Raw genomic sequence first — 12129 nt, 5'->3', positions numbered from 1 at the left:
GCTCTGACGGGGTCCATTGTGGACCGCTGCCCTGACAGCGCCGACCCCGACCCGGGACGGGGCCCGGGAACTTCTCCAGGTGTCGGCGCGCTTGCATACAGTGGCAGGGCTGAACGGAAAACCCTGCAACCGCGATCGAAGGGACCACATGCCCATGGGTCACACGGCCACAGCTCAGGACGCCACCGGCGGCCTGTCGGCTACCGAGCACCGCCTGGCCAACGGCCTGCGCGTGGTGCTCTCCGAGGACCACCTGACCCCGGTCGCCGCCGTCTGCCTGTGGTACGACGTCGGTTCGCGCCACGAGGTCAAGGGGCGTACGGGACTGGCTCACCTCTTCGAGCACCTGATGTTCCAGGGCTCGGCGAGCGTACCCGGCAACGGGCACTTCGAGCTCGTCCAGGGTGCGGGCGGCTCGCTGAACGGCACGACGAGCTTCGAGCGGACCAACTACTTCGAGACCATGCCGGCCCACGAGCTGGAGCTCGCCCTCTGGCTCGAGGCCGACCGCATGGGCTCCCTCCTGGTCGCCCTCGACGAGGAGTCGATGGAGAACCAGCGCGACGTGGTCAAGAACGAGCGCCGCCAGCGCTACGACAACGTCCCCTACGGCACGGCCTTCGAGCGGCTGACGGCCCTCGCCTACCCCGACGGCCACCCGTACCACCACACGCCGATCGGCTCGATGGCCGACCTGGACGCCGCCTCCCTGGAGGACGCGCGGAACTTCTTCCGCACGTACTACGCGCCCAACAACGCCGTCCTGTCCGTCGTCGGCGACATCGACCCCGAGCAGACGCTCGCCTGGGTCGAGAAGTACTTCGGCAGCATCCCGTCCCACGACGGCAAGCAGCCCCCGCGCGACGGCAGCCTCCCGGAGACCATGGGCGGCCAGCTGCGCGAGGAGTTCACCGAGGAGGTGCCGGCCCGCGCCCTGATGGCCGCGTACCGCCTGCCCCACGACGGGACCCGCGCCTGCGACGCGGCCGACCTGGCCCTGACCGTCCTCGGCGGCGGCGAGTCCTCCCGGCTGCACAACCGCCTGGTCCGCCGCGACCAGACGGCCGTCGCCGCCGGCTTCGGCCTGCTGCGCCTGGCCGGCGCCCCCTCGATGGGCTGGCTGGACGTCAAGTCCTCCGGCGGGGTCGAGATCCCCCGCATCGAGGCCGCCGTCGACGAGGAGCTCGCGCGCTTCGCCGCCGAGGGCCCGACGGCCGGGGAGATGGAGCGGGCCCAGGCCCAGCTGGAGCGCGAGTGGCTCGACCGGCTCGGCACGGTCGCCGGCCGCGCCGACGAACTGTGCCGGTTCGCCGTGCTCTTCGGCGACCCGCAGCTCGCCCTGACCGCCGTGGACCGCGTCCTCGACATCACGGCCGAGGAGGTCCAGGCGGTGGCCGCGGCCCGGCTGCGCCCGGACAACCGCGCGGTGCTCGTGTACGAGCCCCTGGCGGCCGCCGACGGCGGGGACGCCGACACGAACGAAGCGAACGAAGCGCACGAAGCGAGCGAAGAGGCGGCGGCCCAGTGAGCGACACGGGTTCCACGATGACCTTCCACCCCCGGCCGCAGGGCGGCGAGGCCCGCCCCTGGGCCTTCCCGGCCCCCGAGCGCGGCACGCTGGACAACGGCCTGACGGTCCTGCGCTGCCACCGCCCCGGCCAGCAGGTGGTGGCCGTCGAGATCGTCCTCGCCGCCCCGCTGGACGCCGAGCCGCAGGGCCTCGACGGCGTGGCGACCATCATGGCGCGCGCCCTGTCGGAGGGCACCGACAAGCACACCGCCGAGGAGTTCGCGGCCGAGCTGGAGCGCTGCGGCGCCACCCTCGACGCGCACGCCGACCACCCGGGCGTCCGCGTCTCGCTGGAGGTCCCGGTCTCGCGCCTGCACAAGGCCGTGGCCCTGCTCGCCGAGGCCCTGATCGCCCCCGCCTTCGCGGACGGCGAGGTGGACCGCCTGGTCCGCAACCGCCTCGACGAGATCCCCCACGAGCTGGCCAACCCCGGCCGCCGCGCCGCCAAGGAGCTCTCCCGCCAGCTCTTCCCGGCGGACCTGCGGATGTCCCGCCCCCGCCAGGGCACCGAGGAGACGGTCTCCCGGATCGACTCCGCGGCCGTACGCGCCTTCTACGAGGCCCACGTGCGCCCCGCCACGGCCACCGCCGTGGTCGTCGGCGACCTGAGCGGCACGGACCTGGACGCGGTCCTCGCGGACACCCTGGGCACCTGGACGGGCCAGACGGCCGCCGTGCCCGCCGTCCCGCCGATCAGCGCGGACGACACCGGCCGCGTGGTCATCGTGGACCGCCCCGGCGCGGTCCAGACCCAGCTGCTGATCGGCCGGGTCGGCCCGGACCGGCACGACCGCGTGTGGGCGGCCCAGGTGCTCGGCACGTACTGCCTCGGCGGCACGCTGACCTCGCGCCTGGACCGGGTGCTGCGCGAGGAGAAGGGCTACACGTACGGCGTGCGGGCCTTCGGCCAGGTGCTGCGCTCCTCGGCCGGCGGTACCGGCGCCTCCCTGCTCGCCATCAGCGGCTCGGTGGACACGGGGAACACCGGCCCGGCGCTGGAGGACCTGTGGAAGGTGCTCGCCACCCTCGCGGAGGGCGGCCTCACGGACGCCGAGCGGGACGTGGCGGTGCAGAACCTCGTCGGCGTCGCCCCGCTCAAGTACGAGACCGCGGCGGCCGTCGCCGGCACCCTGGCCGACCAGGTGGAGCAGGGCCTCGCGGACGACTACCAGGCCCAGTTGTACGCGCGGCTGGCCGAAACCGGCACCGTGGAGGCCACGTCGGCCGTGGTCAGCGCCTTCCCCGCGGGCCGTCTCGTGACGGTCCTCGTGGGCGACGCCTCGCAGATCGAGGCGCCCGTACGGGCGCTGGGGATCGGCGAAGTGACGGTGGTCGCCAACTGACCCGCGCCCTCCCGGGAACGGCGTGAACGCACGGGGCCCCGGCGGTTGATCCGCCGGGGCCCCGTTCTGCCCCATCTGTCCGATTGCGGCTGATGGTTGTACGTATGGGCAGTGGCGTACGCCACAAAAACGCGCGTCTGTTTGGTGATTGGATGAAGATCCGCCTAGCGTCGGTCCCGCTGTCCGTCAGCTGTAAGCGCCGCAACCGCGGCACCGGGCAGCGATCGCCGAGTCCCCGTCAGGCGCGAGCCTGGGGAGCCGGGGACCCGCATCAGTCCCTGGGGTGAATCGGTCTCCTCGAAAGAGGGGGTCGTAGGAGACCTTCCTGCTCCGAACCCGTCAGCTAACCCGGTAGGCGAGAGGGAAGGAAAGGACCAGCCTTTTCATGGCGTTCGGGAACCGCCCCACCGGCAAGCACCGTGGCTCCAGCCGTCTGAGCCGCAAGACCGCCGGCATAGCCGGGGTCACCGCCCTCGCCGCCACGGGCGTGGTCGGCTCCCTCGCGGCCCCGGCGTTCGCCGCCGACGCCGCCCCCGAGAAGTTCGAGGACACGGGCCTCAACACCGCGGTCGTCGCCGTGGACACCGCCGGGCAGATCGAGGCCCAGGCCACCGCCCAGGCGCAGGCCGCCGAGATCGCCGCCGCCGAGGCCGCCGCCGAGGCCGAGGCCAAGCAGCGCGCCGCCGAGGCCCGCGCCAAGGCCGAGGCGAAGGCGAAGGCCGAGCGCGAGGCCAAGGAGCGCGCCGAGCGCGAGGCCGAGCGCAAGCGCCTCCTGCAGTTCGTCTCCCCGGTCCAGGGCGGCGTGAGCACCCAGTACAAGGCCGGCGGCGCCATGTGGTCCTCCGGCAGCCACACCGGCATCGACTTCCACGCCGCCTCCGGCACCACCGTGGTCGCGGTCGGCATGGGCACCGTCGTCGAGGCCGGCTGGGGCGGCGCGTACGGCAACAACGTCGTCATCAAGCACAACGACGGCTCCTACACCCAGTACGGCCACCTGAACTCGCTGTCCGTGGTCGTCGGCCAGAAGGTCGCCCCGGGCCAGCAGATCGGCCTCTCCGGCTCCACCGGCAACTCCAGCGGCCCGCACCTGCACTTCGAGGCCCGCACCGGTGCGGACTACGGCTCGGACATCGACCCGATCGCGTACCTGCGCGCCCACGGCGTCACCATCTGAAGCGCCTGAACGCCTGCACCGCCTGAACCGCCTCCGAAGGCCCCGGCTCCCCGAGCCGGGGCCTCCGGCGTTCCCGGCCCCGCAGGGGCGGGCCGGATCCGCCCGCGTAAAAGATGGCCAAAAGAAGGGCGGGGAACCACCCGTATTTCCGGCAGCCCTCGGGAATTGCGTCATTCTGCAATAGAGTCGCGGCAGCGGGTCGGAGTGGGGCAGGTAACCCGGCGGGTATTCGTCGTCATCGGGAGGTCCGGTTTTGCGTATTCCTGCGCACGCGGTGTGCACCGCCATCCGCGAGGACATCGTCACCGGTGTCTTCGGGCCGGGCGCACGCCTCACCGAGGAACTGCTCGCCCGCCGGTACGGGGTCTCGCGCGTCCCGGTCCGCGAGGCCCTGCGCACCCTGGAGTCCGAGGGGTTCGTCACCACCCGCCGGCACGCGGGCGCCTGCGTCGCCGAGCCCACCGCGCAGGAGGCCGCCGACCTGCTGGAGGCCCGGCTGCTCCTGGAGCCCCTGGGGGCCGCCCGGGCCGCCCAGCGGCGCACCGAGGCGCACCTGAGGGTGCTGCGCGGGCTGGTGCGGCTGGGGCAGGAGCGGGCCCGCCGGGGCCAGGCGGACGACCTGCGCTCCCTGGGCGGCTGGTTCCACGAGACCCTCGCCCAGGCTTCCGGCAGCCCCGGGCTGGTCGCGATGCTCACCCAGCTCCGCCACAAGATCGCCTGGATGTACGAGGTGGAGGCCCCGGTACGGCCCGTGGACTCCTGGGCCGAGCACGGCGCGATCGTGGACGCCGTGGCCCGCGGGGACGCGGCCCGGGCCCGCACCCTGACCGCCCTGCACGCCGACCGGGCCGCCGCCGCGCACCGGCTGCGCCGCCCCGGCCCGCCGCGCGTGAGGAATCCGCAACCTTCCGTAAACACGGCGAGCGGCCGGAATTAACAGGGCCGGTATACAAAGAAGGGGCGGGTCCGCGGTCCGGGAATTGAGCTTCCCGGCCGAATTCCGGCCCGCTCCGGAATTCCCGGCCGAAGGCGTCCTGGGAATTTCCGTACCCGCGCCGCGGTGGCGTGCGCAGTTCTCGTACGGCAGAGGCCGCGGCCCCCTTCCTCAGGGGGCCGCGGCCTCTGCGCGCAGGGATCGGGTCGGCTCAGACCGTCTCGGGGAGCTCCTCGAGGCCCTCCGCGACGAGCTTGGCCAGACGGTCGAGCGCCGCCTCGGAGCCCTCGGCCTCGGAGGCCAGGACGATCTCCTCGCCGCCCTGGGCGCCGAGGCCCAGGACCGCCAGCATGGAACCGGCGTTGACCGGGTCGCCGCCGGCCTTCGCGATGGTCACCGGGACCCCGGAGGCCGTCGCCGCACGGACGAAGATCGAGGCGGGACGAGCGTGCAGGCCCTCGGCCCAGCCGACGTTGACGCGGCGCTCTGCCATGGTGATGCCCTTCAGGTTCAAGCGGTTGTCTAGACCAGTCTCTCACGGCGCTCCGCGTGCATCCGACCGACCTTCGGCCCGATCCGGCCCGCCGTTCGACCCACCCCAGCTTGCACCGGTCCGCCCCTGCTTGGCTTGCTCGCCGCGCCAGCAGGACCCGTACGCTTGCCCCATGACGACGGCGTCGGACCCCTCGTACCCGGCTCACTGGGAAGCCGACGTGCTGCTGCGCGACGGCGGCACGGCCCGGATCAGGCCCATCACCACGGAGGACGCCGGCCGGCTGGTCAGCTTCTACGAGCAGGTGTCGGACGAGTCGAAGTACTACCGCTTCTTCGCGCCCTACCCCCGCCTCTCCGACCGCGACGTGCACCGCTTCACCCACCACGACTACGTGGACCGGGTCGGCCTGGCCGCCACCGTCGGCGACGAGTTCATCGCCACCGTGCGCTACGACCGGATCGGCCCCGACGGGCGCCCCGCCTCCGCCCCCGCCGACGAGGCCGAGGTCGCCTTCCTCGTCCAGGACGCCCACCAGGGCCGCGGCGTGGCCTCCGCCCTGCTGGAGCACATCGGGGCCGTCGCCCGCGAGCGGGGCATCGGGCGCTTCGCCGCCGAGGTGCTCCCCGCCAACAGCAAGATGATCAAGGTCTTCACGGACGCGGGCTACGAGCAGAAGCGCAGCTTCGAGGACGGGGCCGTCCGCCTCACCCTCGACCTGGAGCCCACCGCCGAGTCCCTCGCCGTCCAGCGCGCCCGCGAGCAGCGCGCCGAGGCCCGCTCCGTCCAGCGCCTGCTCACCCCCCGCTCGGTGGCCGTCGTCGGGGTCAGCCGCTCCCCGGAGGGGGTCGGCCGGGCCGTCCTGGCCAACCTCGCCGCGGGCGGCTTCCCCGGCCCCGTCCACGCCGTCAACAGCGCCCTGGAGCCCGGCCGCACCGAACTGGGCGGCGTACCGGCCCACCGCTCGGTCGGGGAGATCGGCGGGGGAGTCGACCTGGCCGTGGTCGCCGTACCCGCCGAGCGGGTGCCGCAGGCCGTGGCCGACTGCGGGGAGCACGGGGTCCAGGGCCTGGTGGTCCTCTCCGCCGGGTACGGGGAGAGCGGGCCCGAGGGCCTGGAGCGCCAGCGCGAACTGGTCCGCCAGGCCCGCTCGTACGGCATGAGGATCATCGGGCCCAACGCCTTCGGGGTGATCGACACCGCCTCCCGCCTCAACGCCTCGCTGGCCCCCGGCTCCCCGGAGCCGGGCCGGATCGGGCTGTTCACCCAGTCCGGTGCCATCGGGATCGCGCTGCTCTCCGCCCTGGTGCGGCGCGGCGCGGGCCTGTCCTCCTTCATCTCGGCGGGCAACCGCGCCGACGTCTCCGGCAACGACTTCCTCCAGTACTGGTACGACGACCCGGCCACCGACGTGGCCCTGCTCTACCTCGAAACCCTCGGCAACCCGCGCAAGTTCACCCGGCTCGCCCGCCGCACCGCCGCCGTCAAGCCCGTGGTCGTGGCCAAGGGCGGCCGGCACAGCGGGGTCAGCCCGGCCGGGCACGCCGTCCCCGAGACCCGGCTGCCCGACGCCACCGTCTCCGCGCTGCTGCGCCAGGCCGGGGTGATCCGCGTCGACACCGTCACCGAGCTCGTCGACGCCGGCCTCCTGCTCGCCGACCAGCCGCTGCCCGCCGGGCCCCGGATCGCGATCCTCGGCAACTCCGAGTCCCTCGGTGTCCTGTCGTACGACGCCTGCCTGACCGAGGGCCTGCGGCCGCACCCCCCGCTCGACCTGACCACCGCGGCCACCCCCGCGGACTTCCGCACCGCCCTCGCCGCGGCCCTCGCCGACCCCGGCAGCGACGCCGTGGTCGTGACCGCCATCCCCTCGGTGGGGGAGTCCACCCTCGCGGAGGGGCTGGCGCAGGCCCTGTCCGAGGCGGCGGCGGCCGTGCCGGGCAAGCCGGTGGCCGTGGTGCACGTGGAGCTCGGCGAGCTGGCCGAGGCCCTCTCGGCGGCGGCCGTCACCATCCCGGCCCGTACGGCGCCGCCCGCTCCGGCCCCGGAGCCCGCCGCCCCGGCCGCCCCCGGCCGGCCCGCGGCGCCCGCGGAATCCGCCGCTCCCGCCGACGGGGCCGCCGCGCCCGCCGACGGCCCCGCCCCCGCCCGCCGCATCCCCGCCTACCCCGCCGCCGAGCGGGCCGTCCGGGCCCTCGCCGAGGCCGTCCGGTACGGGGAGTGGCGGCGCAAGAACGCCGAGGGCGGTGCGCACGTCCCCGAGTACGAGGACATCGACACCGCCGGGGCCGCCGCCCAGCTGGACCGGCTCCTGTCCGCCGCGGAGGCGGCCGCCGGAGCGGAGCCCGCCGCCGGGCCGGCCCCCGTCCCCGCCGCCCTGCCCGCCGCCGAGGCGCACGCCCTCCTCGCCCGCTACGGCATCCCGGTCCGCCCCGTCGTGCCCGCCCCCACCCCCGACGCAGCGGCCGCCGCAGCCCGCACGCTCGGCTACCCCGTCGCCCTGAAGACCACCGCCCCGCACCTGCGCCACCGGGCCGACCTGGGCGGCGTACGGCTCGACCTCGGCGGCGAGGAGGAGCTGCGGCGGGCGTACGAGGAGCTGACCGAGGCCCTCGGGAGCCCCGCCGAGCTCCAGCCCGTGGTCCAGGCGATGGTGCCGCGCGGCGTGGACACGGTCGTCCGCTCCGTGATCGACCCCGCCGTCGGCGCCGTCCTGTCCTTCGGGCTCGCCGGGGCGCCGTCCGAGCTGCTGGGGGACACCGCGCACCGGCTGGTCCCCGCCACCGACCGGGACGCCGCCGAGCTGATCCGCTCCATCCGCACCGCCCCCCTGCTGTTCGGCTGGCGCGGCAGCGACCCGGTGGACACCCCGGCCCTGGAGGAGCTGCTGCTGAGGGTCTCGCGGCTGGTCGACGAGCATCCGGAGGTGGTCGGAGTGTCCCTGGAGCCGGTGGTCGTGGCCCCCGAGGGGCTGTCCGTGCTCAGCGCCACCGTGCGCATCGCCCGGCCCCCCGCCCGCACCGACCTCGGGCCGCGCACACTGCCCAGCTACTGAGCAGGCCGAGGCGCCCCGTACGGGCCTTAGGATGGACCCCATGGCGAAATCCGGTACGACGACCCAGGGGCTCCGCGCGGCGATCGAGCGCAGCGGCTACTACCCGGCCCTCGTGGCCGAGGCGGTGGAGGCCGCCGTGGGCGGCGAGCCGATCTCGTCGTACCTGGTGCACCAGGAGACCACCTTCGACTCCAACGAGGTGCGCCGCCACGTCACGGTCCTGGTCCTGACGGGGAACCGGTTCATCGTCAGCCACACGGACGAGCAGGCGGCCGACTCCGGCTCCCCCTCCCCGTACGCGACCACCTCCACCGAGTCCGTCAAGCTCGGCAGCATCGCCTCCGTCGTCCTCAGCCGCGTGGTCGCGAACCCGGAGTCGTACACGCCCGGCACCCTGCCCCGCGAGGTCGTCCTCACCATCGGCTGGGGCGCGGTCTCCCGCATCGACCTGGAGCCCGCGGCCTGCGGCGACCCGAACTGCGACTCCGACCACGGCTACACCGGCAACTCCACGGCCGACGACCTCAGCCTGCGCGTCAGCGAGGCGGGGGACGGCCCGGAGGCGGTCCGCCAGACCCTGGTCTTCGCGCAGGCACTCTCCGAGGCCACAGCGGCCACGGCAGCGGCCCCGGCCAAGTCCTCCTCCGCCCCCGCCGCCCGCTGATGGTCCACTCGGCCTGGCAGGAGCCGGAGCTCCTCGACCTCGGCGGCGCGCCCGTCCCCGCCTACGGCTCCGGCTCGCTGGCCGACCTGCTGCCCACCCTCGTCGCCGGGATGGGCGTGCCCGGGTTCGAGCCGGCCGTCCCCGAGCTGGCCCCGGCCGACCGGAACTGCGTGTTCCTGATCGACGGGCTGGGCTGGGAGCAGATCAAGGCGCACCCGGACGAGGCCCCGTACCTCACCTCCCTGCTCGGCAGCTCGCGCGGCGGCACGGGCCGCCCGCTCACCGCCGGCTTCCCGGCCACCACCGCCACCTCGCTGGCCTCGGTCGGCACCGGCCTGCCCCCGGCCCGCCACGGCCTGCCCGGGTACGCGGTCCGCAACCCCGCCAGCGGCGAGCTGATGAACCAGCTGCGCTGGCGTCCCTGGACCGCCCCGCAGGCCTGGCAGCCGTACCCCACGGTCTTCCAGCGCGCGCACGAGGCCGGGGTGGCCACCGCCCAGGTGTCCTCGCCGGACTTCCAGTCCACCCCGCTCACCAAGATCGCGCTCAGCGGCGGCACCTTCCACGGCCGGATGACGGGCGAGGACCGCATGGACCTGGCCGCCGACCGGCTCGCCGCCGGCGACCGCTCGCTCGTCTACACGTACTACAGCGAGCTCGACGGGGCCGGCCACCGCTTCGGCGTGGACTCCGACGCCTGGCGCGGCCAGCTGATGTACGTGGACCGGCTGGTCCAGCGGCTGGCCGAGCAGCTCCCGCCGCGCGCGGCCCTGTACGTCACCGCCGACCACGGCATGGTCGACGTGCCCCCCGGCGAGGACGCGCGCATCGACTTCGACGAGGACTGGGAGCTGGGCGCGGGCGTCGCCCTGCTGGGCGGCGAGGGCCGGGCCCGGCACGTGTACGCCGTACCGGGCGCGGCAGCCGACGTGCTGACCGTGTGGCGCGAGGTGCTCGGGGACCGCTTCTGGGTGGCGAGCCGCGAAGAGGCCCTGGAACTGGGCTGGTTCGGGCCGCCCGGGGCATGCGACGAGCGGGTCCTGGGCAGGATCGGCGACGTGCTCGCCGCCGCGGCCGACGACTCCGCGATCGTCGCGACGGTCAAGGAGCCGAACGAGTCCGCGCTGGTGGGCATGCACGGCTCGATGACCCCGGCCGAACAGCTCGTCCCGCTGCTCGAAGTCCGCACCTGACCCGCCGCGGCCCCGCCGCCGCCCGCCCCCGCCACCCCGCTCGACCGCTGTCCACGACCCGAAAGGTCACCCGCGCTTCATGTCCGAATTGGCGTTCTTCTCCGGAACGATGGACTGTGGGAAGTCAACCCTGGCTCTCCAGATCGTCCACAACCGGTCGGCCCGCGGTCTGCAGAGCCTGATCTTCACCCGGGACGACCGGGCCGGCGAGGGCAAGCTGTCCTCGCGGCTCGGCCTGGTCACCGACGCGGTGGAGGCGGGGCCGGGCCTGGACCTCTACGCGTACGTCGTGGAGCGGATGTCGCGGGGCGGCAGGGTCGACTACGTGATCGTGGACGAGGCCCAGTTCCTCGCCCCCGACCAGATCGACCAGCTCGCCCGGATCGTCGACGACCTGGACCTCGACGTGTTCGCCTTCGGCATCACGACGGACTTCCGCACGAAGCTGTTCCCCGGCTCGCAGCGGCTGATCGAGCTGGCCGACCGCCTGGAGACCCTCCAGGTCGAGGCGATGTGCTGGTGCGGCGCCCGGGCCACCCACAACGCCCGCACGGTGGGCGGGGAGATGGTCGTCGAGGGCGAGCAGGTCGTGGTGGGCGACGTGGCCCGGTCGGCGGCCGAGGTGGGCTACGAGGTCCTGTGCCGGCGCCACCACCGCCGCCGCATGACGAGCGCCGCCTCCCAGTCCGGCTCCCTGTCCCCGGACGTCCTGCCGGTCGCCTCCGGCTGAGGCCCGCCCCCCAGCCCGGGAGCCGGGCCCGGACCTACGCGGCCTCGTCGATGAGGGCGGCCAGCTGCGCCACCGTCGCCGGCGCACGCGCCCCGGCGCGCGGGGCCGGGCGGCCGGTTCAGCGGGTGGAGCGGAGCAGGGTGAGGACCGCGCCCTCCGGGTCGGCGACCGTGGCGGCGCGGCCCGCCGGGGTGTCGTGCGGGGGGTGGACGATCCGGCCGCCCAGGCTCAGGACCAGGTCCGCCGCCGCGTCGGGGTCCGCCGTCTCGAAGTATGTCATCCAGTGCGCGCCCCGGTCGTGCGGGAGCTCGCGGCCCACGCCGTGGACGGAGGCCACCGGGCGGTCCGCCAGGTGCAGGACCAGGCGGTCCGGGTCGGGGCCGGCCGTGTCGGCGGCGGGCGCCGGAGCCGTGTGGTGGCCGAAGACCGAGGCGTAGAACTTGCCCACGGAGGCCTCGTGCGTGACGAGTTCGCTCCACACCGGGGTGCCGGGGACGCCCGTGAGCAGGGTGCCCGGGTGGGTGATCGGCTGCCAGATGCCGAAGACCGCGCCCGTCGGGTCGGAGCAGATCGCCACCCGCGCGGCGTCGCCCGCGTCGAGCGGGCCGACGGCCACGGTGCCGCCGCAGCTGCGGACCGCCTCGGCCGTGGCGTCGGCGTCCCCGGTGGCCAGGTAGGTGGTCCACGCGGTCGCCAGGTGGCGGTCGGGCGGCAGCTGTCCGATGCCGGCCACGTCCTCGCCGCCGAGCAGGGCGCGGACGTACGGGCCGAGCCGGGCGGGGCCCGGGACGTACTCCCAGCCGAACAGGGCGGCGTAGAACTCCTCGATCGCGCCGAGCCCGTGCACCATCAGGCTGGCCCAGCACGGCGCACCCGGCGCGTGGCGCGCCTCCGCCTCGGTCATGGCCGCAAGCCTCCTCGTCCGCGGGGGTCCGTCCCCGCCCTGGGGGAGATGCTTGCACTGACCCGG

Annotated in this window: 10 protein-coding genes and 1 riboswitch; of the genes, 8 read left to right on the top strand and 2 right to left on the bottom strand. The window is 74.8% G+C overall.

Going from position 1 to position 12129, the window contains the following annotated elements:
• Positions 1-154 precede the first annotated feature (154 nt).
• From ACZ7JZ_RS25660 to ACZ7JZ_RS25645, 4 genes are all read left to right on the top strand, one after another.
• Complete coding sequence (locus ACZ7JZ_RS25660; RefSeq protein WP_470943318.1) at positions 155-1528, top strand: M16 family metallopeptidase; 1374 nt, start codon at positions 155-157, stop codon at positions 1526-1528.
• A 17-nt stretch (positions 1529-1545) separates the two neighbouring features.
• On the top strand, positions 1546-2913 hold the full coding sequence (locus tag ACZ7JZ_RS25655) for a M16 family metallopeptidase (protein WP_470943316.1): 1368 nt from the start codon (positions 1546-1548) through the stop codon (positions 2911-2913).
• 215 nt (positions 2914-3128) lie between these two features.
• A riboswitch (cyclic di-AMP (ydaO/yuaA leader) is annotated at positions 3129-3286 on the top strand.
• 12 nt (positions 3287-3298) lie between these two features.
• On the top strand, positions 3299-4090 hold the full coding sequence (locus ACZ7JZ_RS25650) for a M23 family metallopeptidase (protein ID WP_470943208.1): 792 nt from the start codon (positions 3299-3301) through the stop codon (positions 4088-4090).
• Positions 4091-4343: 253 nt separating this feature from the next.
• The gene (locus ACZ7JZ_RS25645) at positions 4344-5027 is read left to right on the top strand and encodes a GntR family transcriptional regulator (RefSeq protein ID WP_470943206.1); all 684 of its coding nucleotides are present in this window, start codon (positions 4344-4346) and stop codon (positions 5025-5027) included.
• A gap of 208 nt (positions 5028-5235) precedes the next feature.
• On the opposite strand, the gene ACZ7JZ_RS25640 is transcribed toward ACZ7JZ_RS25645, so the two are convergent.
• Positions 5236-5517 carry an HPr family phosphocarrier protein gene (locus ACZ7JZ_RS25640; RefSeq protein ID WP_470789198.1) on the bottom strand — a complete coding sequence of 94 codons (282 nt, stop codon included), beginning with the start codon at positions 5515-5517 and terminating at the stop codon, positions 5236-5238.
• A 172-nt stretch (positions 5518-5689) separates the two neighbouring features.
• Here ACZ7JZ_RS25640 and ACZ7JZ_RS25635 point away from each other — a divergent pair, with 172 nt between their 5' ends.
• From ACZ7JZ_RS25635 to ACZ7JZ_RS25620, 4 genes are all read left to right on the top strand, one after another.
• Entirely contained in the window at positions 5690-8572 is a 2883-nt protein-coding gene (locus tag ACZ7JZ_RS25635; protein ID WP_470943204.1) for a bifunctional acetate--CoA ligase family protein/GNAT family N-acetyltransferase, read from the top strand.
• Between the two features lie 31 nt (positions 8573-8603).
• Positions 8604-9236 carry a DUF5998 family protein gene (locus ACZ7JZ_RS25630; protein WP_470943203.1) on the top strand — a complete coding sequence of 211 codons (633 nt, stop codon included), beginning with the start codon at positions 8604-8606 and terminating at the stop codon, positions 9234-9236.
• Positions 9236-10429 (top strand): alkaline phosphatase family protein, encoded by a 1194-nt coding sequence (locus ACZ7JZ_RS25625; RefSeq protein WP_470943202.1) that lies wholly within the window; start codon positions 9236-9238, stop codon positions 10427-10429. Before ACZ7JZ_RS25630 ends, ACZ7JZ_RS25625 begins: the two co-directional genes overlap by 1 nt.
• Before the next feature lie 79 nt (positions 10430-10508).
• Positions 10509-11159 carry a thymidine kinase gene (locus ACZ7JZ_RS25620; protein ID WP_470943200.1) on the top strand — a complete coding sequence of 217 codons (651 nt, stop codon included), beginning with the start codon at positions 10509-10511 and terminating at the stop codon, positions 11157-11159.
• Between the two features lie 118 nt (positions 11160-11277).
• On the opposite strand, the gene ACZ7JZ_RS25615 is transcribed toward ACZ7JZ_RS25620, so the two are convergent.
• Positions 11278-12063, bottom strand: coding sequence for a VOC family protein (locus tag ACZ7JZ_RS25615; protein WP_470943198.1), 786 nt, complete (start codon positions 12061-12063; stop codon positions 11278-11280).
• Between the last annotated feature and the right edge of the window lie 66 nt (positions 12064-12129).

It is taken from the genome of Streptomyces sp. NPDC038213, from assembly GCF_055600495.1.
Note: the sequence above shows the minus strand (reverse complement) of the source record. Positions and strands in the feature narration are given on the sequence as shown.

Excerpts from the sequence above, each read along its gene's own strand:
- ACZ7JZ_RS25620 (WP_470943200.1), top strand. The coding sequence starts at position 10,509 with ATGTCCGAATTGGCGTTCTTCTCCGGAACGATGGACTGTGGGAAGTCA.
- ACZ7JZ_RS25635 (WP_470943204.1), top strand. The coding sequence starts at position 5,690 with ATGACGACGGCGTCGGACCCCTCGTACCCGGCTCACTGGGAAGCCGAC.
- ACZ7JZ_RS25650 (WP_470943208.1), top strand. The coding sequence starts at position 3,299 with ATGGCGTTCGGGAACCGCCCCACCGGCAAGCACCGTGGCTCCAGCCGT.
- ACZ7JZ_RS25660 (WP_470943318.1), top strand. The coding sequence starts at position 155 with ATGGGTCACACGGCCACAGCTCAGGACGCCACCGGCGGCCTGTCGGCT.
- ACZ7JZ_RS25630 (WP_470943203.1), top strand. The coding sequence starts at position 8,604 with ATGGACCCCATGGCGAAATCCGGTACGACGACCCAGGGGCTCCGCGCG.
- ACZ7JZ_RS25625 (WP_470943202.1), top strand. The coding sequence starts at position 9,236 with ATGGTCCACTCGGCCTGGCAGGAGCCGGAGCTCCTCGACCTCGGCGGC.
- ACZ7JZ_RS25655 (WP_470943316.1), top strand. The coding sequence starts at position 1,546 with ATGACCTTCCACCCCCGGCCGCAGGGCGGCGAGGCCCGCCCCTGGGCC.
- ACZ7JZ_RS25615 (WP_470943198.1), bottom strand. The coding sequence starts at position 12,063 with ATGACCGAGGCGGAGGCGCGCCACGCGCCGGGTGCGCCGTGCTGGGCC.
- ACZ7JZ_RS25640 (WP_470789198.1), bottom strand. The coding sequence starts at position 5,517 with ATGGCAGAGCGCCGCGTCAACGTCGGCTGGGCCGAGGGCCTGCACGCT.